At 68.9% G+C, this 23,917-nt stretch carries 17 protein-coding genes and 5 pseudogenes; 17 read left to right on the forward strand and 5 right to left on the reverse strand.

Annotation, left to right across the window (positions count from 1 at the left end):
• Positions 1 to 30 precede the first annotated feature (30 nt).
• Positions 31 to 1,335, reverse strand: a complete 1,305-nt coding sequence (eccD, locus tag L6444_RS05350) for a type VII secretion integral membrane protein EccD (protein ID WP_236981218.1) — start codon at positions 1,333 to 1,335, stop codon at positions 31 to 33.
• Between the two features lie 94 nt (positions 1,336 to 1,429).
• On the opposite strand from eccD, the pseudogene eccCb reads away from it, so the two are divergent.
• The 9 genes and pseudogenes from eccCb to L6444_RS05395 all read left to right on the forward strand — a co-directional run bounded on the left by eccCb (position 1,430) and on the right by L6444_RS05395 (position 11,061).
• Positions 1,430 to 4,924 (forward strand): annotated as a pseudogene (gene eccCb / locus L6444_RS05355) (type VII secretion protein EccCb).
• Positions 4,921 to 6,104: pseudogene (locus L6444_RS05360) on the forward strand (type VII secretion-associated protein). The pseudogenes eccCb and L6444_RS05360 overlap by 4 nt, the downstream one beginning before the upstream one ends.
• Before the next feature lie 72 nt (positions 6,105 to 6,176).
• Positions 6,177 to 6,503 (forward strand): WXG100 family type VII secretion target, encoded by a 327-nt coding sequence (locus tag L6444_RS05365; RefSeq protein WP_236981219.1) that lies wholly within the window; start codon positions 6,177 to 6,179, stop codon positions 6,501 to 6,503.
• On the forward strand, positions 6,500 to 6,790 hold the full coding sequence (locus L6444_RS05370) for a WXG100 family type VII secretion target (RefSeq protein ID WP_236981220.1): 291 nt from the start codon (positions 6,500 to 6,502) through the stop codon (positions 6,788 to 6,790). The genes L6444_RS05365 and L6444_RS05370 overlap by 4 nt, the downstream gene beginning before the upstream one ends.
• 160 nt (positions 6,791 to 6,950) lie before the next feature.
• Positions 6,951 to 7,394 (forward strand): 50S ribosomal protein L13, encoded by a 444-nt coding sequence (rplM, locus tag L6444_RS05375; protein ID WP_236981221.1) that lies wholly within the window; start codon positions 6,951 to 6,953, stop codon positions 7,392 to 7,394.
• Positions 7,391 to 7,858: a 30S ribosomal protein S9 gene (rpsI, locus tag L6444_RS05380; RefSeq protein ID WP_236981222.1), complete on the forward strand. Its 468-nt coding sequence runs from the start codon at positions 7,391 to 7,393 to the stop codon at positions 7,856 to 7,858. The genes rplM and rpsI overlap by 4 nt, the downstream gene beginning before the upstream one ends.
• A gap of 117 nt (positions 7,859 to 7,975) precedes the next feature.
• Positions 7,976 to 9,313: a phosphoglucosamine mutase gene (gene glmM, locus L6444_RS05385; protein WP_236981223.1), complete on the forward strand. Its 1,338-nt coding sequence runs from the start codon at positions 7,976 to 7,978 to the stop codon at positions 9,311 to 9,313.
• 57 nt (positions 9,314 to 9,370) lie between these two features.
• Positions 9,371 to 9,685 (forward strand): hypothetical protein, encoded by a 315-nt coding sequence (locus L6444_RS05390; protein ID WP_236981224.1) that lies wholly within the window; start codon positions 9,371 to 9,373, stop codon positions 9,683 to 9,685.
• A gap of 2 nt (positions 9,686 to 9,687) precedes the next feature.
• Positions 9,688 to 11,061, forward strand: a complete 1,374-nt coding sequence (locus L6444_RS05395) for a hypothetical protein (RefSeq protein ID WP_236981225.1) — start codon at positions 9,688 to 9,690, stop codon at positions 11,059 to 11,061.
• 11 nt (positions 11,062 to 11,072) lie between these two features.
• Here L6444_RS05395 and L6444_RS05400 read toward each other — a convergent pair whose 3' ends face one another.
• From L6444_RS05400 to L6444_RS05410, 3 genes are read right to left on the reverse strand one after another with little or no spacing between them, the layout of a single operon-like run.
• Positions 11,073 to 12,116, reverse strand: coding sequence for an LLM class F420-dependent oxidoreductase (locus L6444_RS05400; RefSeq protein WP_236981226.1), 1,044 nt, complete (start codon positions 12,114 to 12,116; stop codon positions 11,073 to 11,075).
• A gap of 28 nt (positions 12,117 to 12,144) precedes the next feature.
• Complete coding sequence (locus L6444_RS05405) at positions 12,145 to 12,984, reverse strand: dienelactone hydrolase family protein (protein ID WP_236981227.1); 840 nt, start codon at positions 12,982 to 12,984, stop codon at positions 12,145 to 12,147.
• A gap of 9 nt (positions 12,985 to 12,993) precedes the next feature.
• Positions 12,994 to 13,410, reverse strand: coding sequence for a DUF2510 domain-containing protein (locus tag L6444_RS05410; RefSeq protein WP_370653081.1), 417 nt, complete (start codon positions 13,408 to 13,410; stop codon positions 12,994 to 12,996).
• 19 nt (positions 13,411 to 13,429) lie between these two features.
• Here L6444_RS05410 and glmS point away from each other — a divergent pair, with 19 nt between their 5' ends.
• The 8 genes and pseudogenes from glmS (at position 13,430) to tsaE (ending at position 22,589) form a co-directional block, all read left to right on the forward strand.
• Entirely contained in the window at positions 13,430 to 15,298 is a 1,869-nt protein-coding gene (glmS, locus tag L6444_RS05415; protein WP_236981228.1) for a glutamine--fructose-6-phosphate transaminase (isomerizing), read from the forward strand.
• Between the two features lie 25 nt (positions 15,299 to 15,323).
• Positions 15,324 to 16,196, forward strand: a complete 873-nt coding sequence (locus L6444_RS05420; RefSeq protein ID WP_236981229.1) for a DUF4436 domain-containing protein — start codon at positions 15,324 to 15,326, stop codon at positions 16,194 to 16,196.
• Between the two features lie 51 nt (positions 16,197 to 16,247).
• Positions 16,248 to 16,916 (forward strand): rhomboid-like protein, encoded by a 669-nt coding sequence (locus L6444_RS05425; protein ID WP_370653146.1) that lies wholly within the window; start codon positions 16,248 to 16,250, stop codon positions 16,914 to 16,916.
• Between the two features lie 108 nt (positions 16,917 to 17,024).
• Positions 17,025 to 18,439, forward strand: a pseudogene (locus L6444_RS05430) (NAD(P)H-hydrate dehydratase).
• A 17-nt stretch (positions 18,440 to 18,456) separates the two neighbouring features.
• Positions 18,457 to 19,845: pseudogene (locus L6444_RS05435) on the forward strand (glutamate decarboxylase).
• Positions 19,846 to 19,873: 28 nt separating this feature from the next.
• Complete coding sequence (gene alr / locus L6444_RS05440; RefSeq protein WP_370653082.1) at positions 19,874 to 21,025, forward strand: alanine racemase; 1,152 nt, start codon at positions 19,874 to 19,876, stop codon at positions 21,023 to 21,025.
• Positions 21,026 to 21,078: 53 nt separating this feature from the next.
• Positions 21,079 to 22,129, forward strand: a pseudogene (locus L6444_RS30435) (alpha/beta fold hydrolase).
• Positions 22,122 to 22,589 carry a tRNA (adenosine(37)-N6)-threonylcarbamoyltransferase complex ATPase subunit type 1 TsaE gene (gene tsaE, locus L6444_RS05450; RefSeq protein ID WP_236981231.1) on the forward strand — a complete coding sequence of 156 codons (468 nt, stop codon included), beginning with the start codon at positions 22,122 to 22,124 and terminating at the stop codon, positions 22,587 to 22,589. Before L6444_RS30435 ends, tsaE begins: the two are co-directional and overlap by 8 nt.
• 13 nt (positions 22,590 to 22,602) lie before the next feature.
• Here tsaE and lipY read toward each other — a convergent pair whose 3' ends face one another.
• Entirely contained in the window at positions 22,603 to 23,910 is a 1,308-nt protein-coding gene (gene lipY / locus L6444_RS05455) for a triacylglycerol lipase LipY (RefSeq protein ID WP_236981232.1), read from the reverse strand.
• Between the last annotated feature and the right edge of the window lie 7 nt (positions 23,911 to 23,917).

The raw sequence follows: 23,917 nt of genomic DNA on the forward strand, positions 1-23,917 counted from the left end.
CCACGGAGATGCACGCCGCCCGGTACGGCCTCACGGCTGCAGGCTCAGGGCGCGGACCGCGCTGAACGCACCACACGTCCAGCACGCCAGCGGTACCGCGGCGGCCAGTGCGATACAGCCCAACACGTCGACGCCACGACGCGTGATGGGTGAGGGTGCGAATGTGGGAGCGAGGAAGCCCACATACAGTGCGGCCGCGGTCAGGGTCACCGTCAGTGCCACCAGCCATGGGCCGCACCGGGGCGCACCGGCCACGGCGAGGGCCAATGTTGTTGTGCTGGTGGCAATTGCGGCCACCAGGAAGACGAGCGATCTGCGCCGGTCGGTTCGCGCATGCAGCAGCAGCGCAGCGCCGGTGAGTGCGGCCAGCGGGATGGCGCGATGAGCGGTGCATGCGGCCGTCGTGGCGCCCAGCGCCGCGACCGCTGCGAAGCCGGCGCGCAGGCTGGTCAACCAATTCTCGGCCCGTCGCGTTCGGTCGGCCAGCTCTGCTGCGCTGCGGGCCGGGCCGGGCGACAGGCCGGCCAACATCATGGACATCCGCGGCGCCATCTCGATCAGTCCCAGGCAGGCGACGGCGGTCACCGACGCGGTCACGTCAAGCCGAGTCCCGGTGAGAACCGCCGCCAGTGCGGCCAGCGCCACGACGATGGCCGCACCCGCCAGGGCGGTCAAAGTGACTACACCGCAGCGCGCTAGGCGCAGCGCCAGCACAGCGGTGACTGCCGTGGCCATCGCCGCCAGCAACACGGCGGGAGCACCCGGGACGCCGGGCACCGCCAGCAGACCGGCTACGGCGGCGAACGTCGTGGCGAGAATCGCCAATGTCAGTTCTGCGATCGGATCATGAAACACATTGCGAAACAGAGCAATAGCGAACAGGGCGGCCAGAGCGGCGGTGGCTGCGGCAAGTACGGTGCCGTTGGACTCCGTCGCGACGGTGAACGCATTGCGGACCATGACCAGCGCGCCGGTAACGGTGAATGCGACGGCGGTTAGGGCGCCACCGACCCGGTTCACCGGCAGGCCAGTTGTGGTCTTGAGGCCGGCTGCCACCGCCTCGGCGTCGTCGTCGTGACGAGGTGCCGGCGGCGGAGTGCTCTGTTCGGCGAGGACCAGGACAGCGCCGTCGCGGATATCGTTCTGCGCCAGCGTCGTCGAACCCGGTAACGGAGCGCAGCCGACGCGGGAGAGCCGGTGGCGGCCCAGGGTGGGGCCGCCCAGGACGTCGAGGATCGACGGAATGAGCTCGGCGACGGGCATGGTGGCGGGCAGCGTCAGGTCAGTGCTGGTACCCCCGCAGTGAACGGTGACACGACATGGTGATGCGCTCATCGCTGACATGCTAACCAGGCTGCGGTGAAACGGCTTTCGGTCGTCCACAGGTGACTTGCGGCGGATCCGCGTGGTTGCCTAGCGTCGTCGAACTGTGCGTGCGGTCGTCGAAATCGCCCCGCCACCGGAGCTTCCGCGTTCGGAGCCCGCGGGCCTGTTGGCGTTGTTGTTGCCGATGGTCATGTCGGCCACCATGCTGGGCGTCACCGCCGCGGCGTTCTGGAGCGGTGCGCCGGTGGCGCGCAACCCTACCTTTCTCGCGTTTCCGACGATGATGTCGGTGTCGATGGTGGTGACGGCGCTGACCGGCCGCGGCCGTCGGCGGGGTACGGCGGTCAACGCCGACCGGCGACGATACTTCGATTACCTCAGCGCAGTGCGTCGTGAGGTCACTGAAATCGCTTCGGCGCAATATGATTCGGTGATTCGTTCGCACCCCGATCCCGACGAGTTGTGGACCCTGGCCGGCGGCGGTCGCATGTGGGAGCGGCGACCGGACGACCCGCTCTTCTGCGTGGTGCGTATCGGTGTCGGAACCGTTCCACTCGCCACCCCCGTGGTGGCTGCCCAGGGTCCGGCCGAGCAGCGGTGCGACCCGGTCAGCGTCGAGGCACTGCGCCGGTTTCTCGATGTCCATTCCTCGCTAGAAGCTCCCGTCGTGATCCGGTTGGATGCCACGGTGACGATCGACGGCGCGGCGCCGCGAGTGCGCGGGCTGCTGCGGGCGATCGTGTGCGAGCTGGCGGTGCTGCATTCGCCGGATCATCTGGCGATCGGCAGCGTGGTCAGCGAGTCGCGCGCACACCATTGGCAATGGCTGAAATGGCTGCCACACCGCCAGCATCCGAACGCAGGCACGGCCGCACCGCGCCGCACGGTGCTGATCGTCGACACCCCCGAGCCCGACGTGCCCGTGCCGGACGGCGGCACGGTGCTGCGGGTCGGCGCAGACGGCCCCGTGCTGCGCGTGCACCATCCCGGCGGGGTCGATGTGTTGACTGCCCCGGATCGGCTGGACGAGGCCGAGGCGGTGGCCTGCGCACGCCGGCTGGCGGCCCACTCCGGAACGTCGATACAGCCGGGTGACACTGCGTGGGTGAGCCTGGTCGGCATCGACGATATCGGCGGGTTCAACCCGAACTCGCTGTGGCACAACGGGATATCGCCGCTACGCGTCCCGATCGGCAGCACCGTCGACGGTCGGCCGGTGACACTCGACATCCGAGAGGCCGCCGAGCAGGGGATGGGACCGCACGGACTGTGTGTCGGCGCCACCGGCTCGGGCAAGTCGGAGCTGTTGCGCACCATCGCCCTGGGCATGATGGCGCGCAATTCGCCCGAAGTCCTCAACCTGCTACTGATCGACTTCAAAGGCGGCGCAACGTTCCTCGACTTCGCCGACTCGGCGCACGTGGCCGCCGTGGTCACCAACCTGGCCGACGAAGCGCCACTGGTCGCCCGGATGCGTGATGCCCTGGCCGGTGAGATGAACCGGCGGCAGCAACTACTGCGTAAGTCGGGTAGTGCCAGTGTTGCGGCCCACACCAAATCGCCTGCCGCCAAACCTCTTCCCGCCCTGTTCGTAATCGTCGACGAGTTCTCCGAGCTGCTCAGCCAGCATCCGGACTTCGCCGACACCTTCGTCGCGCTGGGACGACTGGGCCGCTCGCTGGGGATACACCTGCTGCTGGCCAGTCAGCGGCTCGACGAAGGCCGGCTGCGGGGACTCGAGTCACACCTGTCCTACCGAATCTGTCTGAAAACGCTGTCGGCCAGCGAATCGCGAACCGTTCTGGGTACTCTCGACGCCTACGAGCTGCCGGCGGCGCCGGGCGCGGGCTATCTGCGGGTCGCCAACGGCGAGCCGATCCGCTTTCAGGCCGCATGCGTTTCGGGCCCACCACCACCTGAGCGGCCCGGCGTTGCCCAGCCGATCGAGGTACGGCGATTCACCGCGGCGTCCGACGAGGCGGTGACATGCGAGCGCCCGAGTACGTCCGTGTTGGGAATGATGTTGAGTCGGCTGTCGGGTCACGGGCCGCCGGCGCACCCGGTGTGGTTACCGCCGCTGCACGCGGCACCCTCCCTTGGTTCGCTGTTGAGGGGTTGCACGTCAAACCGATTGGCGGTTCCGATCGGTCTCGTCGACCTGCCATACGACCAGTCGCGGGTCCCGCTGATGGTCGAATTGTCCGGTGCCGCAGGCAACGTCGCCGTAGTCGGCGCACCGCAGTCGGGCAAGTCGACCGCACTGTGCACTCTCGTCACCGCCTTGGCAGCCACGCGGGACGCCGGACAGGCGCAGTTCTATTGCCTGGACTTCGGTGGCGGGATGCTTTCGTCGCTGCTCGACCTGCCGCACGTGGGTGCGGTCGCCGACCGCGGCCACCCAGAACTGGTCTGGCGGATGATCGCCGAACTGGAGTCGCAGCTGCACGCCCGCGCGGCCACCTTCCGGGATCACCCGACGGCGCGGCAATCCGTCGCCGATGTGTTCCTGGTCGTGGACGGTTGGGCGGCCCTGCGGCAGGAATTCGAGGAGATTGAGGAAACCGTCACGGCGATTGCGGGTCAAGGTCTTTCGTACGGTGTGCACGTAGTGCTGACGGCTTCGCGCTGGGCCGAACTGCGGCCCGCGTTGAAGGATCAGCTCGGCACCCGGATCGAGCTGCGACTGGGCGATCCGGCCGATTCCGAGTTCGACCGCAGCCAGGCCCGAAATGTGCCCGCCCACCGGCCGGGACGTGGACTGACCCACGACGGTGCGCACGTGATCGTCGCGCTGCCCGGGCTGGACGGGTTCGAGTTGCGCCGGGGTACCACGGTAGCGCCCCCGATACCGCTGCTGCCCAACATATTCGGCTACGACGCGATGGCTGCCGGGGATACGCGGGGGGATCCTGCTCGGGCTCGAAGAGCGTTCATTACAACCTCTCGCGGTCGATTTCGAGCGAAACCGGCACCTGCTGATCCTGGGCGACAACGGCTGCGGAAAGACCTCCGCGCTGCGGACTCTGTGCCGGGAAATACTGCGTACCAACACCGCAGCGCAGGCGCAGCTGTTCTTGGTGGACTTCCGGCGTACGTTGCTCGGGGTGGTGGACACCGAACACCTCGGTAGCCATGCCATGTCGCCGGCGTCGCTGGGAACGATGTTGCCGGTCCTGGTCGACGCACTGCGCGCCCGGATGCCCGGAGCGGATGTCACGCAGGCACACAGCTGCGGAGTCGATCGTGGTGGACCGGACCGGCAATCTACCTCGTGGTCGACGACTACGACCTGGCGGCCGGTGCCGCGTCGGGAAACCAGTTGAGCGAGCTACTCGAATACCTGCCGTATGCAACCGATCTCGGCCTGCATGTGATCGCCGCACGGCGCAGCGGCGGCGCGGCACGCGCCTTGTTCGAACCGCTGCTCGCGACGCTGCGCGACCTGGGCTGCATGACGCTGATGATGAGCGGTCGCCCCGATGACGGGCCGCTGCTCGGGCCGAAACCGCCGGTGCCGCTGCCGCCGGGCCGCGGCATCCTGACCACCCGTCCCGGCGTAGCGCAGCGGGTGCAGGTGGCCTGGAGCCCGCCCGGATGACCGCTCACCGTGCCGTCATCGCCGCCGGCCCTGCGGCGGTCCACCGATTATGTTGCGACGCAGACGAAATCAGCGCGGTCGCGGTGGCGGCGCTGCAGGCGATCGACGACCCGGTCGGGCTGCTGGACGAAGTGCCGGTGGCCGTCGACGCGCTGTGGTCGGCGGCGTTACGCTCCTTGGCCGAGGGGCACCTCGACGAGGTGGTCGTCGTGTATCCGTCGTGGTGGTCGGCGTCGCGAATCGGTGTGATCGACACGGCTGCAGGCACTTTGGGCGGCGTTGTATCGATTCGTCCCCGATCGTGGTTGTTCGCGACGGCGACGCGGGGCGAGACCGAACCCATGGTGACGGTGGAGATCGCCGAACGGCTGGTGGCGGTCACCGGCTCTGAAGTCGTCGCGGTGCCGCGCGCAGACGACCGGGTGGTCGAACAGGTGGCGGCCGCCGTCGCCACCGAGTCGGGACGGGTGCTGATCGATGCGCCAAGGCTGGTCGCCGGGGCGGCGCAGCTGGCAACCTCGATCGCAGCAGCGATCGGCCCCGGGACGGTCGTCCACCTCGACGACGTGCGGCTGGCCCGGCTGGTCGCGACAGCCGCCCACCGTCGTCGCCCGCCCCGGTGGGCTCCGGACGGCGGCGCCGCACCGGGACCCGGCTGATCGGCGCCGCGCTCGTCGCAACCGGGCTGGCGCTGGCGGTCCCCACGGCGGTCGGTGAGGGACCGCGCCGGGTGCCGGTCGCCGCGCCGGTCCCGACCACGGTTCTGGTCGAGGGCAGGGTGGCGCTGACCGTTCCCGCCGGCTGGGTTGCCCGTCGAGTGCTCTCGGGATCGGGGTCGGCGCGAGTACAGCTCACCTCACCGACGGATCCCGAAGTGGCATTGCACGTCACCCAGTCACCGACACCCGGCGAAACGCTGAGCGGAACCGCCGAGCGGTTGCGGCGAGCAATCGACGGCGAGGCGGCCGGGGTGTTCGTCGACTTCGATGCCGCGGCCGTCAGCGCCGGCCGGCCCGCGGTGACCTATCGCGAAGTCCGAGCCGCCCACGACGTGCGCTGGACTGTCTTCGTCGACGGGTCGCTACGGATCAGCATCGGCTGCCAGAGCCCCACCGATGCCCCGGCCGCGGTGCGCGACGCCTGCGAGCAGGCCGTGCGGTCCGCGCACGCAGTCAGCTGAGAAATCCGCGATTTCGGATGGAACCATAGCGGCCCTGCGGCAGTCGAACTCAGTGAGCGAAAGGAGACACATGTGAGCTCACCAACGGGTACCGATTCGCTGAGTACCGACTTCGACCTGATGCGCTCGGTCGCAGCCACCACCGACGCCCGCAACGACGAGATCCGGTCGATGCTGCATGCCTTCATCGGCCGGGTGGGCAGCGTGCCCCCGTCGGTCTGGGGCGGAGCCGCCGCCGCGCGGTTCAAAGAAGTGGTGGATCGCTGGAAAGCCGAGTCGACGCGGCTGTACCACGTGCTGCACGAGATCGCCGAGACCATCCGCTATAACGAGACGGCGCTGCGCGAGGCCGGCCAGCAGCACGCGCACCGCATCGCCACGGCCGGCGGTGAGCTGTGATCTCGTACGATTTCGCCGCCATCGAGCACTCCGTTCGCCAGGACATCCACGCCACCTCGGCGCGTCTGAACACCGCCATCGAGGAGCTCAGGTCGCAGATTGCGCCGCTGCAGCAGCTGTGGACCCGCGAAGCGGCCGCCGCCTACCAGGCCGAACAGCTCAGATGGCAGCAGGCGGTTACCGCGCTCAACCAGATCCTGGTGGAGCTGGGCAATGCGGTCCGAGACGGCGCCGCCGAGGTGGCCGCCACGGACCGCCGGGCGGCCGGCAGCTCGGGGCGCTTTTGACCTGCGGGGATACCGATCGGTAAGCTGCTCGGTTGGCGTGCGGTGCCTACGGGCATGGGGCTCGGGTCAACGTCGGTCGCCGAGACCAACCCAATCGCACATGCCTTGACCGGCCCCCGGTTCACACCGGGATCCACCCTGAGAGAAGAAGGTAAGCGCTGTGCCCACATACGCGCCCAAGGCGGGTGACACCACCAGGTCGTGGTACGTCATCGACGCCACGGACGTCGTGCTTGGCCGCCTTGCCGTCGCAGCTGCCACCCTGCTGCGCGGCAAGCACAAGCCCACGTTCGCGCCCAACGTCGATGGCGGTGACTTCGTCATCGTCATCAACGCCGACAAGGTCGCCATCAGCGGCGACAAACTGCAGAGCAAGATGGCTTACAGCCACTCGGGGTATCCCGGCGGTCTGCGCAAGCGCAGCATCGGCGAGCTCATGCAAAAGCACCCCGACCGCGTGGTGGAGAAGGCGATCGTCGGCATGCTGCCCAAGAACAAGCTGAGTCGTCAGATCCAGAAGAAGCTGCGGGTCTATGCCGGCCCGGAGCATCCCCACACCGCTCAGCAGCCGGTTCCGTTCGAGATCAAGCAGGTGGCGCAATGACCGAGACCAGTGTGGAGGCCACCGAAGTGGTGGAAGCCGCGATCGAGGCCGCGCCCGTCGGCGAATCGTTCGTCTTCGAACGTCCCATCCAGACCGTGGGCCGCCGCAAGGAGGCCGTGGTGCGGGTTCGCCTGGTGCCCGGCACCGGCAAGTTCGACCTCAACGGCCGCAGCCTCGAGGACTACTTCCCGAACAAGGTGCACCAGCAGCTCATCAAGGCCCCGCTGGTCACCGTCGAGCGGGTGGACAACTACGACATCTACGCGCTGCTGCACGGCGGCGGGCCGTCCGGCCAGGCCGGTGCGCTGCGGCTGGGCATTGCCCGGGCGTTGATCGTGGCCAATCCGGAGGACCGGCCGGCGCTGAAGAAGGCCGGCTTCCTGACCCGTGACCCGCGCGCCACCGAGCGCAAGAAGTACGGACTCAAGAAGGCCCGCAAGGCACCTCAGTACAGCAAGCGCTGATCAGCCGTCACTGTTGAGCTGCGAGCGGGTCTCGCCCGGCGTGTCTGCCGACTGGCGTACTCGCTCGCAGCTCACAGTGGGTATGTGCAACACCGCCAACTGTGAGAGGTTTGACCTATGGGTCGACTATTCGGCACCGACGGCGTCCGTGGCGTCGCCAATCGCGAGCTGACCGCCGAACTGGCGCTCGCTCTGGGCGCCGCGGCGGCCCGGCACTTGGCGAGTTCCACCGGACCCGGCCGCCGCGTGGCCGTGATCGGGCGCGATCCGCGGGCCAGCGGCGAAATGCTGGAAGCCGCGGTCATCGCCGGGCTGACCAGCCAGGGCGTCGACGCGCTGCGGGTCGGTGTGCTCCCGACGCCCGCGGTCGCCTACCTGACCGGCGCATATGATGCCGATTTCGGTGTGATGATCTCCGCCTCGCACAACCCGATGCCCGACAACGGCATCAAGATCTTCGGCCCCGGCGGCCACAAACTCGACGACGATACCGAGGACCAGATCGAGAACCTGGTCGCGGGCGGGCCGGGCCTGCGCCCGGTCGGCGCGGGGATCGGCCGGGTCGTCGACGCGCAGGACGCGGCCGACCGCTACCTGCGCCACGTCGGCAAGGCAAGCACCAGCCGCCTCGACGGCCTGACCGTCGTCGTCGACTGCGCCCACGGCGCCGCGTCCACGGCGGCCCCCAGTGCCTACCGTGCGGCCGGGGCGCGTGTCATCGCGATCAACGCCGACCCCAACGGGCTCAACATCAACGACGGCTGCGGGTCCACGCACCTCGAATCGCTGCGCGCCGCGGTCACCGCGCACCGCGCCGACCTCGGCCTGGCGCACGACGGCGACGCCGACCGTTGTCTGGCCGTCGACGCCGACGGCGTACTCGTCGACGGCGACACCATCATGGTGGTCCTGGCGCTGGCCATGAAAGAAGCCGGCGAGCTGGCCTCCGACACATTGGTGGCGACGGTGATGAGCAACCTCGGGCTGCATCTGGCCATGCGCGCAGCAGGCGTGACGGTGCGCACCACCGGCGTCGGCGACCGCTACGTCCTGGAAGAACTGCGGGCCGGCGACTTCAGCCTGGGCGGTGAGCAGTCCGGCCACATCGTGATGCCGGCACTGGGCTCCACCGGCGACGGCATCGTCACCGGGCTGCGGTTGATGACCCGGATGGTGCAGACCGGCTCGTCGCTGGCAACCCTCGCCTCGGCGATGCGGACGTTGCCGCAGGTGCTGATCAACGTCGAGGTCGCGGACAAGGCCGCCGCTGCGGCCGCGCCCGCGGTTCAGTCGGCGGTGGCGCGGGCCGAGGCCGAGCTGGGTGACACCGGACGAATCCTGTTGCGGCCGTCCGGAACCGAGCCGCTGATCAGGGTGATGGTCGAAGCGGCCGACGAAGAGATCGCCCAGCGGCTGGCTGCGAGCGTGGCCGACGCGGTCAGCTCCGCCGGCTGAACAAATTTTTCTGAAATCGGTTGGAACCGCGCAGCCGTCCGTGCCGTCGAAACAGGTATGGGACATGAAAGTTCGTTCGGCGGCGCTGCGGTGGATGTGGCGGCGGTACGCGGTGTGGCCGACCGGATCGCCGAGGCCGCCGAGATGGTTGACCGCGCGGTGGCAAACCATCTGTCGCGGTTGACATTCGGTGCTTCGCGGGCGGGCCGGAACCATACGGTACGCGGCGACGCGCTGCGGGCCCGGCTGGACGGGCTGACAGCGGAGCTGTCGCAGTGGTCGCGGGCGGCGGCCGAGACGGCGGCAGCGCTGCGGGCAGGCGCTGACCGGTACACCGATGCCGACCTGTATGCCGCGGCGCGGATCGCCTGATCGTGGCCGAACGTTACGACGTCGCCGGACGGCTCGCTGAAGGGGTATCGGCGGTCGAGCACACCCAGAGCTATGTGCGCGCCAGTCAACTGGTCGGCTACGAGCACCCCGACCTGACCGCTCATCTCGGGCAGCTCCGCGATTGGTACGACAGCGAAGACGGGCTCGACCTGCGCGCCCTGGATGCCGACTGCGCGCAACTGCGGGCTGCGGGCACCGTCGCCATCGAGGCGTTGCGGCTGCAACGCGCCCAGTTGGCTGGGTTGGCGACGGCGTGGGCTGGGCCGGGGGCAGACGCCGCGGTCGCGTTCCTGCAGCGGCACTGCGACGTTGCCACGGTGCTGGTCGACGAAGTGCGTGCGGCTGCGCAGCGGTGCGAGTCGCTGCGCGACAACCTGTGGCGGTTGGTCGACGAGAAGGTGACGACCGTGACACGGATCGACGACAGCACGCTGGCGCAGCGACCGGTGTGGCTGGCCGCCGCGGCCGCGGTGACGGCCGGCGCCGGGAACCTCGAAGCGGCGCGGCAGGTGGTGGTCGAACAGGTAAAGCCGTACGTGGACAACGTCGTTCGTGGCGAATGGGTCGTGGCTATGCGGTCCGCGCGATCCGGTGTCGACGCGTGTTACGACATGGTCGTCGATCGAATGGCCGCCGCCGTGCCGGTTTATTTCGAGCTTCCGGGCGATCTGGGGCCGACGAGCTCCGCGCGGCGACCGGATGCGCCGCGTCCTGCGTCGGCGGCGCCCGCGATCTCCACGATGGGTCCTGTGCCCGCGACGGCTGCATCCGCGCCGGCTGCGGTGCCGCCGGCGCCGAATCCGGCTGTTGCGCAGCCGGATTCGGGCACCACCCCCGGCGGGGGCGGCGAGCCGAGCGGCCTCGGTGAGCTCGGCGGGATGGGCGGCCCCGCCGGCCTCGGTGAGCTCGGCGGGATGAGCGGCCCCGCCGGCCTCGGTGAGCTCGGCGGGATGAGCGGCCTGGGCGGGATCGGCGCGGTGGTCAGCGGCATCATCGAGGAGCTGGGCGGCCTGCTGAGTTCGGGCCTCGGCGAACTCGACGAGGCATCGGCGCCCATCGACCCGGCTGACAGCGCGGATACACCCGAAGAAGACGCTGAACTCCAGCACGAATCGGAGCCGCGGCACGAAGTTCAGGAACCGGCCGCGGTGCAGGCGCTCGCATCGCCGGGTGCTGCCGCCACAGCGGCTGAGCCGCAGGGGAGTTCGCCGCCGACGCCGGCTGGACAACCGACGGCCGCGCAGCCTGCCGCCACCCCGCCGCCGGCGAGCGCACCGCAGACGACCGAGCCCCCGCCACGCGGATCGACACCCTGCGAAATCGCCGCAGACGAACTCCCACAGGCCGGGCAGTAGCCGTGGCCGTCTCAGCCGGGCAGCAGTTGCAGCAGCTCCTCGACATAACGCACCGCCTCGCCGGATTCCTTCGTAAGAGGCCTGACCAGCAGCGTGGTGACTCCCGCGGCGGCGAAGACGGCCAGCCGCTCGGCGATGAAACCCCGCGGGCCCACCAGCGACATCCCACGGACCAATTCGTCGGGAACCGCTTCGACAGCCTCACGCTTGCGGCCGCTGAGGTAAAGCTCCTGGATCCGGTCCGCGACCTCGCCGAACCCGTAGCGGGTCGCCACATTATGGTAGAAATTGCGACCCTTGGCGCCCATCCCGCCGATATAGAGAGCCAATTGTGGCTTCGCCCAAGACAATCGGTCATCGACATCGTCGCCGATCGCCAGCGACGTACCGACCATCACGTCCAGCGGACCCAAGGCGGGATCGCGTTTTGCGGTGCCGGCCGCCAGCGCCTCACCCCACACCTGCGCGGCCTTCTCCGGGTAATAGAACACCGGCTGCCAGCCGTCGGCGATCTCCGCCGTGAGTTCGACGTTCTTAGGTCCGAGCGCCGCAATCGATATCGGAATACGTTCGCGCACTGGGTGATTGATAAGTTTCAGCGCCTTGCCCAGCCCGGTTCCACGATCGGCCGGCAGCGGGATCTGATAGTGCTTGCCGACATACTCCACCCGTTCCCGGCGCCACACCTGGCGGCAGATCTCCACGATCTCCCGGGTGCGGCCCAATGGAGAGTCGAACTCCACGCCGTGGAAGCCCTCCATCACCTGCGGTCCGGAGGTCCCTATCCCGAGCTGGAAGCGGCCGTCGGAGACGTAATCCAGGCCGGCGGCCGTCATCGCCAGCAGCGTGGGAGTGCGGATGAAGATCGGCAACACCCCGGACGCCAGTTCGACGGTGCTGGTCTTGGCCGCCAGGTAGCCCAACTGGCTGATGGCGTCGAAGGCATACGCTTCAGCCACCACGACGACGTCGATACCCGCCTTCTCCAGTTCGACCACGCGGTCGACGGCCTCGTGAAACCCGCCCGAGTAGTCCAGGGCAATCCCGATTCGCATCAACGACACTTACCACGCGGGGCGCAGCTCACTTCAGCAGCGCGACAATCTTCTCCTCCGGAGTTACCGGCGGCGCCTCGGGGTCCACCGGAGCGGTCTTAGGCAACGCCACGTCGGGGTCGGCGAAATCGCGGTAGGTCTTGTCGCGGCCCAGGGTGCTGAGCAGATACCCGGTCAGCAGCGCTCGAACCGCCCGCTGCGTCTTGCGGTCCGAGCCGGCCAGCCCGACCGCCTTGGCCAACCGTCGGCCCTCCACCAGGCCGCCGCCTTCCGCCTTCTTGACGATGCGCAACGTAGCCGCGTCCCACGCCTGCGACAACGCCAGGGCGTTGGAGTTCAATGTCTTGGGGTCGTCCGGCGCGGTCAGGATCAGACCCGGTACGCGCAACGTCGCGGCGGGCTGCTCGGCCGGGGGAGAGGTCACGGTCGGAAAGAGCGCCACCACGGCCGCCGGCTTGTGCGGCATACCGGCCGCGGCAAACACCGCGGCCGAGCCCCCGAAACCGTGACCGACCAGACCGAGCTTGGTGGGGTGCACGCTGATCTTTCCCGGCCCCAACCGCACCCCGGCGACGATGTCGAGGGCCACACCGAGGTCGAACGCGAAGTTCATCACCGACGGCGCCAAGCCGCGCTGGGTGTCCGGCGCGCCGACCACGATCCCCCACGACGCCAAGTGCTCCAGCAGCCCCGCGTATTGCGCGCTGCCGGTGAGCCAGTCGTGGCCGAACGCGATGGCAGGCAGGTTCAGCCCGGATGCCGGGGTGTACACCACCCCCGGGAGTCCGGCAAAGGCCAGGTCGCCGCGCAAAACGCGGTGCGGACCAGGGCGGCTGAGGGCGGCGAAGAGCTTGCGGGTGCGGGCCACCCGTCGACGTTAGCGGTGGGCCGACGGATGGGTCCAGTGGGTCCAGGTCGCGCCGTCCCAGTAGCGCTGCGTGGCCTGTCCGGTCGGGTCCGGGTGCCACCCGGGCGGGCAGCCGGCCGGCGCGACGTGGGCAATCTCACGACTGGACTGCGCCCGCACCCGCTTGATGGCGCTCAAGTTCGAGAACGGCGCAATCCAGTTGAACAGCAGAATCGACGCGGGGCTCCACCAGCCGGCGCACAGGTTCTGGGTCTGGGTGCGCCGGTACGCGGCCTCGCACTGTTCCAGCGTCCCCGTGACGGTGGTAGTGCGCTGTTGCCAGAAGATCAGCGCGCCGATGTGCTCGATCAGGCGCAGCTGAAACAGGCGCCCCGGATGCGGATATCCGCCCAGGTCGGTTCCGCGCGGGCGGTCGTGCGGGGACACCTGCACTACCCTGGTCAGAATGTGCGGAATCGTCGGCTACGTCGGGCAGCGGCCTGCCTGCGATGTCGTCATGAATGCGCTGCGCCGGATGGAATACCGCGGCTACGACTCGTCGGGCATCGCGCTGGTCGACGGAAAAGGCCGGCTCACCGTCCGCCGCCGGGCCGGTCAGCTGGCCAATCTGGAAGCCGCGATCACCGAGATGTCAGCCTCGGAGCTGGCCGGCACCGCCGGGTTGGGCCACACCCGCTGGGCCACCCACGGCCGCCCCACCGACCGCAACGCGCACCCGCATCGCGACGCCGCCGGACGCATCGCCGTCGTGCACAACGGCATCATCGAGAACTTCGCCGCCCTGCGCCAGGAGCTGGAGGCCACCGGTGTGGAGTTCGCCAGCGACACCGACACCGAGGTCGCGGTGCACCTGGTGGCACAGGCCTTCCATCAAGGCCCGACCGCCGGCGACTTCGTGGCCTCGGTGCTGTGCGTGCTGCGCCGGCTCGAAGGACACTTCACCCTGGTCTTCGCCAACGCCGACGATCCCGGCACCATCGTGGCCGCCCGCCGGTCGACCCCGCTGGTGGTGGGGATCGGCGACGGCGAAATGTTCGTCGGGTCCGACGTGGCCGCCTTCATCGAACACACCCGTCAGGCCGTCGAACTGGGCCAGGACCAGGCCGTGGTGATCACCGCCGACGGCTACCGGATCACCGACTTCCACGGCAACGACGACGCAGCCAACGCCCGCGAGTTCCATATCGATTGGGACCTGGCCGCCGCCGAGAAGGGCGGCTACGAGTACTTCATGCTCAAAGAGATCGCCGAGCAACCGACCGCGGTGGCCGACACGCTGCTCGGCCACTTCGTGGACAACCGGATCGTGCTCGACGAACAGCGATTGTCCGATCAGGAACTGCGCGAGATCGACAAGGTGTTCGTGGTCGCCTGCGGTACCGCCTACCACTCCGGGCTGCTCGCCAAGTACGCGATCGAGCACTGGACGCGGCTGCCCGTCGAAGTGGAGCTGGCCAGCGAATTCCGCTACCGCGATCCGGTTCTGGACCGCAGCACGCTGGTGGTGGCGATCTCCCAGTCCGGGGAGACCGCCGACACGCTGGAAGCGGTGCGCCACGCCAAGGAGCAGAAGGCCAAGGTGCTCGCGGTCTGCAACACCAATGGCTCGCAGATCCCGCGGGAATGCGATGCGGTGCTCTACACCCGCGCCGGCCCCGAGATCGGCGTCGCGTCGACCAAGACGTTCCTGGCGCAGGTCGCGGCCAACTACCTGGTCGGCCTGGCGCTGGCGCAGGCACGCGGCACCAAGTACCCCGACGAGGTGGAGCGGGAGTACCGCGAGCTGGAAGCGATGCCGGACCTGGTGGCCCGGGTGATCGCAGCGACCGACCCGGTGGCCGAACTGGCCTACCGCTTCGCCAAGTCCTCGACGGTGCTGTTCCTGGGCCGCCACGTCGGCTACCCGGTGGCGTTGGAAGGCGCACTCAAGCTCAAGGAACTGGCCTACATGCACGCCGAGGGGTTCGCGGCCGGTGAGCTCAAGCACGGACCCATCGCGCTGATCGAAGACGACCTGCCCGTCATCGTCGTGATGCCCTCACCAAAGGGCTCGGCCACGTTGCATGCCAAGTTGCTGTCCAACATCCGCGAGATCCAGGCGCGCGGCGCGGTGACCATCGTGATCGCCGAGGAGGGCGACGACACGGTCCGCCCGTACGCCGATCACTTGATCGAAATACCTTCGGTGTCAACGCTTTTGCAGCCGCTGCTGTCGACGATCCCGCTGCAGGTGTTTGCCGCGTCGGTGGCTCAGGCCCGCGGCTACGATGTCGACAAGCCGCGAAATCTGGCAAAGTCCGTCACCGTCGAATAGGCGCGAACAGCCGTCGGGGAGGCACATGAGGCGGGGCATCATCGGTGTTGCGATCTTTGTCGCGGCATACGTAGGTCTGATCACGTTGTACGCCGTCACCGGCATGGGCCCGCCGCACCCGGTCAGCCAAGCGGGACCGGCCGCCGACGGCACCACGGTGACCGTGGACGTCGAAGGGATCCAGCCGTATAAGAGCGTGCTGGTGGCCAACCTGACCGTCGCGCCGGGGCCGGCGCTGCTGGATCCGCAGACCGGCGCCCTCAAGGACGACCTCACTGTCTCGGTCACCTCCGCGACGACGCCGACCACCCGCTCCTGGCCGAAGGGCACCCAGCCGGGCGTCTTCCCGGTATCGCTGAACATCAACGGTGACGTGTCGGACTGGCCGCTGGACAGCTATCGTTCCGGGCCCGTCTCGGTGGACCTGTTCCGCGGCGCCGGACGGCCGCCTGAACGCCAGTCGGTGACATTCGTCGACCGGTTGCCGGGCTGGAAGGTCGAAGTGTCCGACGGCGAGGCGCAGGCGCCCTACCGGGTGCAGGTGGAGCGCTCGCCGAGCACGATAGCGCTCGCCGTCGTCCTGCTCGCGGTGTTGCTCACCCTCGCTGCGGTGGCGCTGTACGTCTCCGTTCAGACGGTGCGCGGCCTGCGTAAATTCCAGCCGCCGATGACGACCTGGTTCGCGGCCATGCTGTTCGCGGTGATGCCGCTGCGCAACGCGCTACCCGACTCCCCGCCGTTCGGGGCCTGGATCGACGTCACGATCGTGGTGTGGGTGATCGTGGCGCTGGTGACCGCGATGACGCTCTATGTCTCCTGTTGGTGGCGGCATCTGGCCCCCGGCTACGACGAGCCGGCGAAATCCGTCGTGGAGCGGCCGCCGGCGGAACGCGAATAAGCTGAACCCGTGGTGAACAAAGCTGCGTCGGCACGGCTGCGCGTCCTGGTGATGGCCGTCTGGCGCTATGTCACCAGCGCCCCGCTGACCTACGGCTGGCTACTTGTGTTGGCGGTCACCACGATCGTGCAGCACGTGCTCACCCACCGCCAACTGCACTCGGTGCTCCTGCACCGGTTCACCAACATCCACGCCCTGGCCACTGATCCGCTGCAGGTGCTGTTCTCCAGCCTGTTCTGGATCGACGGCAAGAGCCTGGAACCCTATCTGCTGCTGTTCACCCTGTTCCTCGCCCCGGCCGAACGCTGGTTGGGCCAGTTGCGTTGGCTCACAGTGGGATTGAGCGCACATATCCTGGCCACCTACATCAGCGAAGGACTGCTCTACATCGCGATCGAACTGCACAACGCCTCCGAGCGGTCGGTGCGCGCACACGACATCGGGGTCAGCTACTTCCTGGTCGGGGTGATGGGGGTGCTGACTTATCACATCGCGCGGCCCTGGCGGTGGGGCTATCTCGCGGTGCTGCTGCTCATCTTCGGCTTCCCGGTGCTCATCATGGACCGCATCGAGCTCAGTTTCACCGCGATCGGCCACTTCGCGTCGCTGCTGATCGGCCTGGCCTTCTACCCGATGACCAAGGAGCGCAAGCGCGCGCAGCTGAGCCCGGACAAAATCAGGGACAGGTATCGGCGTCTGCGCGCCACGGCGTCCAAGTGACCCGTCCACCGCGCCTACCGTTCCGAAGCCGCGGCGCGGCTGTGCGGGTCGGCCGCGACACGTAATGTTGGGGAGCGCGGGGCAGGGAACGACGGGAGCGAACGGCTGATGCGGCATTACTACTCGGCAGACGCGATCCGCGAGGCCGAAGCGCCGCTGCTGGCCAGCCTTCCCGACGGCGCCCTGATGCGCCGAGCCGCTTTCGGTCTGGCCACCGAGATCCTGCGCGAGCTGACCGCCCGCACGGGCGGGGTCGCCGGCCGGCGGGTCTGTGCGGTCGTCGGTTCGGGTGACAACGGCGGGGACGCGCTGTGGGCGGCGACCTTCGTGCGCCGCCGCGGGGCGGCCGCCGACGCCGTGTTGCTCAACCGGACCACACCCATCGCAACGGGCTGGCGGCGTTCCGCAAAGCCGGCGGCCGGGTCGTCGAAAAGGTCGATGCGGCAACCGATCTCGTCATCGACGGGGTGGTGGGCATCTCCGGGTCCGGTCCGCTGCGGCCGGCGGCGGCCGAGGTGTTCGAGCAGGCTGCCGGAATACCGGTGCTGGCCGTCGACATCCCCAGCGGCATCGACGTCGCGACCGGCGCGATCACCGGACCCGCTGTGCACGCCGCGGCAACGGTCACCTTCGGCGGACTCAAGCCCGTGCATGCGCTGGCCGACTGCGGCCGCGTCGCACTCATCGACATCGGTCTGGACCTGCCACCCACCGACCTGCTGGGATTCGAGGCCGCCGATGTCCTGGCGCGCTGGCCGGTGCCGGGCACTCGCGACGACAAGTACACCCAGGGCGTCACCGGCGTGCTGGCGGGCTCCTCGACCTATCCGGGGGCTGCGGTGCTGTGCACGGGCGCGGCAGTGGCCACCCACTCGGGCATGGTCCGCTACGCCGGCACCGCCAAAGACCAGGTGCTGGCGCACTGGCCGGAGGTGATCGCATCGCCCACCCCGGCGGCCGCCGGTCGAGTGCAGGCCTGGGTGGTGGGGCCGGGTCTGGGCACCGACGACAACGCTGCCGCCGCGTTGTGGTTCGCCCTCGAAAGCGACCTGCCGGTGCTGGTGGACGCCGACGGTCTCACCATGCTGGCCGCCCATCCCGATCTGCTCGAAAACCGCAGCGCGCCGACCGTCCTGACGCCGCATGCCGGCGAGTTCGCCCGGCTCGCGGGGGCGCCGCCGGGCGACGACCGGGTCACCGCGGTGCGCAGACTCGCGGACGCGTTCGGGGCCACCGTGCTGCTCAAGGGCAACGTCACCGTCATCGCCGACCCGGGCGGTTCAGCGTATCTGAACCCGGCCGGCCAGTCCTGGGCGGCGACCGCCGGCTCGGGGGACGTGCTGTCCGGCATGATCGGTGCGCTGCTGGCCTCGGGTCTGCCGCCCGCCGAGGCCGCCGCGGCCGCCGCGTTCGTGCACGCCCGGGCGGCCGGGCTGGCGGCGGCCAACCCCGGACCCGGCGAGGCGCCCACGTCGGCGTCGCGCATCCTGCATCACATCCGGGCCGCAGTGGCCTCCCTCTAGCCCCGAAAGGACCCACCGTGTCCCACAGCCATCCGACAGCGGACACCCATTCCCTGGCGCCCGCCTACACCAGCCGGTTGTTCACTGCGCCGGTGCCGGCGCTGCGGCTGCCCGAGGAGTCGATGGACCCCGAAGCGGCCTACCGGTTCATCCACGACGAGTTGATGCTGGACGGTAGCTCGCGGTTGAACCTGGCCACCTTCGTCACCACCTGGATGGACCCCGAGGCCGGCAAGCTGATGGCCGAGACCTTCGACAAGAACATGATCGACAAGGACGAATACCCGGCGACCGCGGCGATCGAGCAGCGCTGCGTGTGCATGGTGGCCGACCTGTTCCACGCCGAGAACCTCAGCGACTCCGACCCCGCCAGTGCCTGCGGCGTGTCGACGATCGGCTCCAGTGAGGCGGTGATGCTGGGCGGCCTGGCCATGAAATGGCGGTGGCGTCAGCGGGTCGGCAAAGACTGGCGGGGCCGCACGCCCAACCTGGTGATGGGCTCCAACGTGCAGGTGGTGTGGGAGAAGTTCTGCCGCTACTTCGATGTCGAGCCGATCTACCTGCCGATGGAGGAAGGGCGTTATGTCATCACCCCCGAGCAGGTGGTCGACGCCGTCAACGAGGACACCATCGGGGTGGTGGCGATCCTGGGCACCACCTACACCGGCGAACTCGAACCCGTCGCGGAGATCTGCGCGGCGCTGGACAGCCTCGCAGCAAGCGGCGGGGTGGACATTCCGGTGCACGTGGACGCCGCCAGCGGGGGGATTCGTGGTGCCGTTCCTGCACCCCGAGCTCAAATGGGACTTCCGGCTGCCGCGGGTGGTGTCGATCAACGTCAGCGGCCACAAGTACGGCCTGACCTATCCCGGTATCGGTTTCGTGGTGTGGCGCAGCTCCGAATACCTGCCCGAGGATCTGATCTTCCGGGTCAACTATCTCGGCGGCGACATGCCGACCTTCACGCTGAACTTCTCCCGGCCCGGCAACCAGGTGGTCGGTCAGTATTACAACTTCCTGCGGCTGGGCCGCGAGGGCTATACCCAGGTGATGCAGTCGCTGTCGGCGACGGCGCGCTGGCTCGGCGAGCAGCTGTGCGCACCGGCGAGCACTGCGAGCTCATCTCCGACGGCTCGGCGATCCCGGTGGTCAGCTTCCGGCTGGCCAAGGACCGCGGCTACACCGAGTTCGACGTCTCCCACGAGCTGCGCGGCTACGGATGGCAGGTGCCCGCCTACACCATGCCGGAGAACGCCACGAACGTCTCCGTGTTGCGCATCGTGGTGCGCGAGGGCCTGTCCGCCGACCTGGCCCGCGCACTGCACGACGACGCGCGCAAGGCGCTGGCGTCGCTGGACAAGCTCAAGCCGGGCGGGCACTACGACGCGGAGCACTTCGCGCACTGAGCGATCCGGCGCACCGGGGTCTGGGACAATGGCTGGCGTGTCTGTTACCCCGGGCGTCCTGGCCGAAGCCGTCATCGACCTGGGCGCCATCGAACACAACGTACGGCTGCTGTGTGAGCACGCCGGCAGCGCGCAGGTCATGGCCGTGGTCAAGGCCGACGGCTACGGCCACGGCGCCACCCAGGTCGCCTACGCGGCGCTGGCCGCCGGCGCCACCGAGTTCGGGGTGGCCACCGTCGACGAGGCGCTCGCGCTGAGGGCCGACAACATCGTCGACCCGATCTTGGCCTGGCTGCATCCGCCCGGCTTCGACTTCGCACCGGCGTTGCACGGCGATGTCGAGATCGCGGTCTCTTCCGCGCGTCAACTCGACGAACTGCTCGACGCGGTGCACCGGACCGGCATCAGGGCGACCGTGACGGTCAAGGTCGACACCGGGCTGAACCGCAACGGTGTGTCCGCGGCGGAATACCCGGCGCTGCTGACCGCCCTGCAGAAGGCTGCTGCCGAGCACGCGGTCCGGCTGCGCGGCCTGATGTCACACATGGTGTTCGCCGACGCCCCCGACGAAGCCATCAACGACCTGCAGGCCCGACGGTTCCGCGACATGCTGGCCTACGCCCGCGACCAGGGCGTGCAGTTCGAGGTGGCGCACCTGTCGAACTCCTCGGCCACCATGGTCCGTCCGGATCTGGCGTTCGACCTGGTGCGTCCGGGTATCGCGGTGTACGGGCTGAGCCCGGTGCCCGACCGGGGCGACATGGGCCTGGTGCCGGCGATGACGCTGAAATGCCCGGTGGCACTGGTGAAGTCGGTCAAAGCGGGGGACGGCGTGTCGTACGGGCACACCTGGACCGCCGAACGCGACACCAGCGTGGCACTGCTACCCATCGGCTACGCCGACGGCGTGATCCGGGCATTGGGCAATCGGCTCGAGGTGTCGATCAACGGCCGGCGCCGGCCCGGGGTGGGCCGGATCTGCATGGACCAGTTCGTCGTCGACCTCGGTCCCGGGCGGCCCGACGTGGCCGAGGGCGACGAGGCGATCCTGTTCGGGCCCGGCACGCACGGCGAGCCCACCGCGCAGGATTGGGCCGACCTGGTCGGCACCATCCACTACGAGGTCGTCACCGGCATCCGCGGTCGCATCGCCAGGACCTACCGCGAGGCGCGAGGTTGAGTGCTGAGGAAACCCAGAAGCGGCAGAAGGCTTGGCTGGCGGGTGGCGCCGGGCTGACGGCCGTCGCCACTCTGGTCGGAGCCTCGGCGCGGCGGTCGATGGCCGATCGCGCCCGCGGCGCCGAAGACCCCTACGCCGGCGAGGACTTCGACCGGCTGGACTGCGACCGCAGCCTGGTGGTGACCACCGCCGACGGGGTACCGCTGGCGGTGCGCGAGTCCGGGCCCGAAGATGCGCCGCTGACGCTGGTGTTCGCGCACGGGTTCTGTCTTCGCATGGGCGCGTTCCACTTTCAGCGAATGCGGCTGGGCGAGCAATGGGGTCCCCGGGTGCGGATGGTGTTCTACGACCAACGCGGCCACGGCCAATCCGGTGAAGCCGCACCGGAGACCTACAACTTGACCCAACTCGGCCAGGATCTGGAAGCCGTGCTGCGGGCGAGGGTGCCACGCGGGCCGATCGTGCTGGTCGGGCATTCCATGGGCGGCATGACGGTGCTCTCGCACGCCCGGCAGTTTCCCGACCAGTACGGCCGCCGGATCGTGGGTGTGGCGCTGATCTCCACCGCCGCCGAGGGTGACCCGCTCGCCGTTGGGCGAGGTGCTGACCAATCCGGCGATGAAGGCGGTGCGTTTCGCCGCGCGGTCGGCCCCCCGGCTGTTGCATCGCGGGCGCAGGGCATCTCGGGCGCTGATCGGCCCGATCCTGCGGGCCGCGTCCTACAGCGACCTGGAGGTCAGTCGCACCCTGGACGCGTTCTCCCAGCGCATGATGAACAGCACTCCGATCGCGACGATGGTCGGTTTCCTGCGGGCCCTCGAGGTACACGACGAGACGGCCGGGCTGTGGACGTTGCTGAAGGTGCCGGTTCTGGTGGCCTGCGGTGACCATGATCTGCTCACCCCGGATGAATATTCGCGCAAGATCGCGGCCTCGTTGCCGCGCTCGGAACTGGTGATCGTCGAGGGTGCAAGTCATCTGGCCTTACTGGACAAGCCCGACGCCATCAACGACGGGCTGGCCCGGCTGGTCGAGCGGGCGTTGCCGGGCAAGCTGACGCTGCGGTACCGGCGGTTGCGGGAACGGATGCGACGACGTGGCTGAATTATCAAGTGGCACAGCCACCTTGGAGCGTCCCGAGGACACCGTCGCGCTGGGAGTCCGGCTGGGCCGGGAGCTGCGCGCCGGGGACGTGGTGGTGCTGTCCGGCCCACTCGGCGCGGGAAAGACCGTGTTGGCCAAGGGAATTGCCGAGGCGATGGAGGTCGAGGGCCCGATCACGTCGCCGACCTACGTGCTGGCCCGGGTGCACCCGGCGCGTGCGGCCGGCCGGCCGGCGATGATCCACGTCGACGTCTACCGGCTGTTGGACGTGGGGGGAGTCGACCTGATGGGCGAGATCGACTCCTTGGACCTGGACACCGATCTGCAGGACGCGGTTGTGGTGGTCGAGTGGGGTGAGGGACTGGTGGAACGCCTCGCCGAGCGGCACCTGGACATCCGGCTGGAACGGGTCAGCCACTCCGACGTGCGGATCGCCACCTGGCAGTGGACCGGCCCCTGAGCGGGCCTGCTGGTCAGATGCCGAGTTCCTGCTCGAGTTGCGGCCAATAGCGGGACCCGTCCGGGCTCAGGAACATCCAGTCGTGGATTTCGCTGTTGACCAGAGCGAAGTTGACCGCAGCGCCTTGGGTCACCGCCTCGTGCTGCAGGACGAGCGCGTCCGGTGAAACCTCGTCCAGCGAGCCCGAGTACACGTAGGTCGGTGGCAGGCCCTTGAGCGACCCGTACAGCGGACTCACCTCGTAGTTGTTCTCGGGCAGGGTGCCCGCCCACACTTTGCCGATGTTCTGCGCCGCGCTGCCGAGCGGAGGGAGATACGGATCATTGACGTACGCGATGTTCGGGTTGGCGTTCGACAGGTCCAGCCAGGGCGACAGCAGCACCATCGACGCCGGAACGGGTTGGTTGTTGGCAACGAGGTACTCCACCGACGCGAGTGCCAGGGTGCCGCCCGCGGAATCCCCCAGCGCACTGACTTTCGCAGCCCCGTGCGCGGCGATTTCCGACGAGATCAGCCCGGCCATCGCCGGCACCACTACTCCGGCGGTGCCACCCTGCTGCATCAGCGGGTAAATCGGCACTTCGATCGCCGCGCCGGTCTGGTAGGCCATCAGCGAGTAGTCGATCCAGTGAAAGATCGTGGGCGGCAGGATGAATGCGCCGCCGTGAATGGCGACCACGTAGTCTCCGTCGGGATGCGCGGGCGCGATCTGCACGACGCTGATCCCGTCGTAGGTGGTCTGCTGGACTGTCTCACCCAGCAGCAGCGACAGGATCTTCGGCGGACTGTTGCCCAGGATCAGCGACAGGCCCGGGGCGTTGCTGGCGAGCACCGCCAGCAGCGGCGATTGCGGGTTGCCCCATTGGTCGTAGACGCCGGTGCCGGTCAGCAGAGCTTTGACCGGATACAACGCGGCGGTTTCGATCCTCGATGCCAGCGACGGCGTGCCGGTGAACGCCGGGTTGAGCGAGGCCGGGACGGGTGTGACCGGTGGCGATCCGAAGATGTCGGTGGCCAGCGTATCCGCTAACGCCGTCAAATTGACGGCCTCGGCGCCGGCGTAAGAGCCCGCACTGGCCCGCAACGTCTGCACGAACAGGTCGTGAAACGCGGCCGCCTGCGCGCTGAGCGTCTGAAAGCCTTGACCGTGCGCGGAGAACACCGCCGCGATCGCCGCCGATACCTCGTCCTCGGCGGCGGCGAGCCCCGAGCTGATCGAGGCGGCGACCGCCGCCCTGACCTCGCCGAGCCACGAGCCGAGATCCGCCAGATCCGTTGCCGCCGTTGCCACTAACTCCGGTGCCGCGATGACGTACGACATGGGCTGA

Source organism: Mycobacterium kiyosense, assembly GCA_021654635.1.
GTDB classification, from domain to species: Bacteria; Actinomycetota; Actinomycetes; order Mycobacteriales; family Mycobacteriaceae; genus Mycobacterium; species Mycobacterium kiyosense.

Coding starts and splice junctions, on each gene's coding strand:
- L6444_RS05420 (WP_236981229.1), top strand. CDS start 15,324: ATGAGGCGGGGCATCATCGGTGTTGCGATCTTTGTCGCGGCATACGTA.
- L6444_RS05400 (WP_236981226.1), bottom strand. CDS start 12,116: ATGCGAATCGGGATTGCCCTGGACTACTCGGGCGGGTTTCACGAGGCC.
- lipY (WP_236981232.1), bottom strand. CDS start 23,910: ATGTCGTACGTCATCGCGGCACCGGAGTTAGTGGCAACGGCGGCAACG.
- eccD (WP_236981218.1), bottom strand. CDS start 1,335: ATGAGCGCATCACCATGTCGTGTCACCGTTCACTGCGGGGGTACCAGC.
- glmS (WP_236981228.1), top strand. CDS start 13,430: ATGTGCGGAATCGTCGGCTACGTCGGGCAGCGGCCTGCCTGCGATGTC.
- alr (WP_370653082.1), top strand. CDS start 19,874: ATGGCTGGCGTGTCTGTTACCCCGGGCGTCCTGGCCGAAGCCGTCATC.
- L6444_RS05425 (WP_370653146.1), top strand. CDS start 16,248: ATGGCCGTCTGGCGCTATGTCACCAGCGCCCCGCTGACCTACGGCTGG.
- L6444_RS05390 (WP_236981224.1), top strand. CDS start 9,371: ATGGGACATGAAAGTTCGTTCGGCGGCGCTGCGGTGGATGTGGCGGCG.
- glmM (WP_236981223.1), top strand. CDS start 7,976: ATGGGTCGACTATTCGGCACCGACGGCGTCCGTGGCGTCGCCAATCGC.
- rpsI (WP_236981222.1), top strand. CDS start 7,391: ATGACCGAGACCAGTGTGGAGGCCACCGAAGTGGTGGAAGCCGCGATC.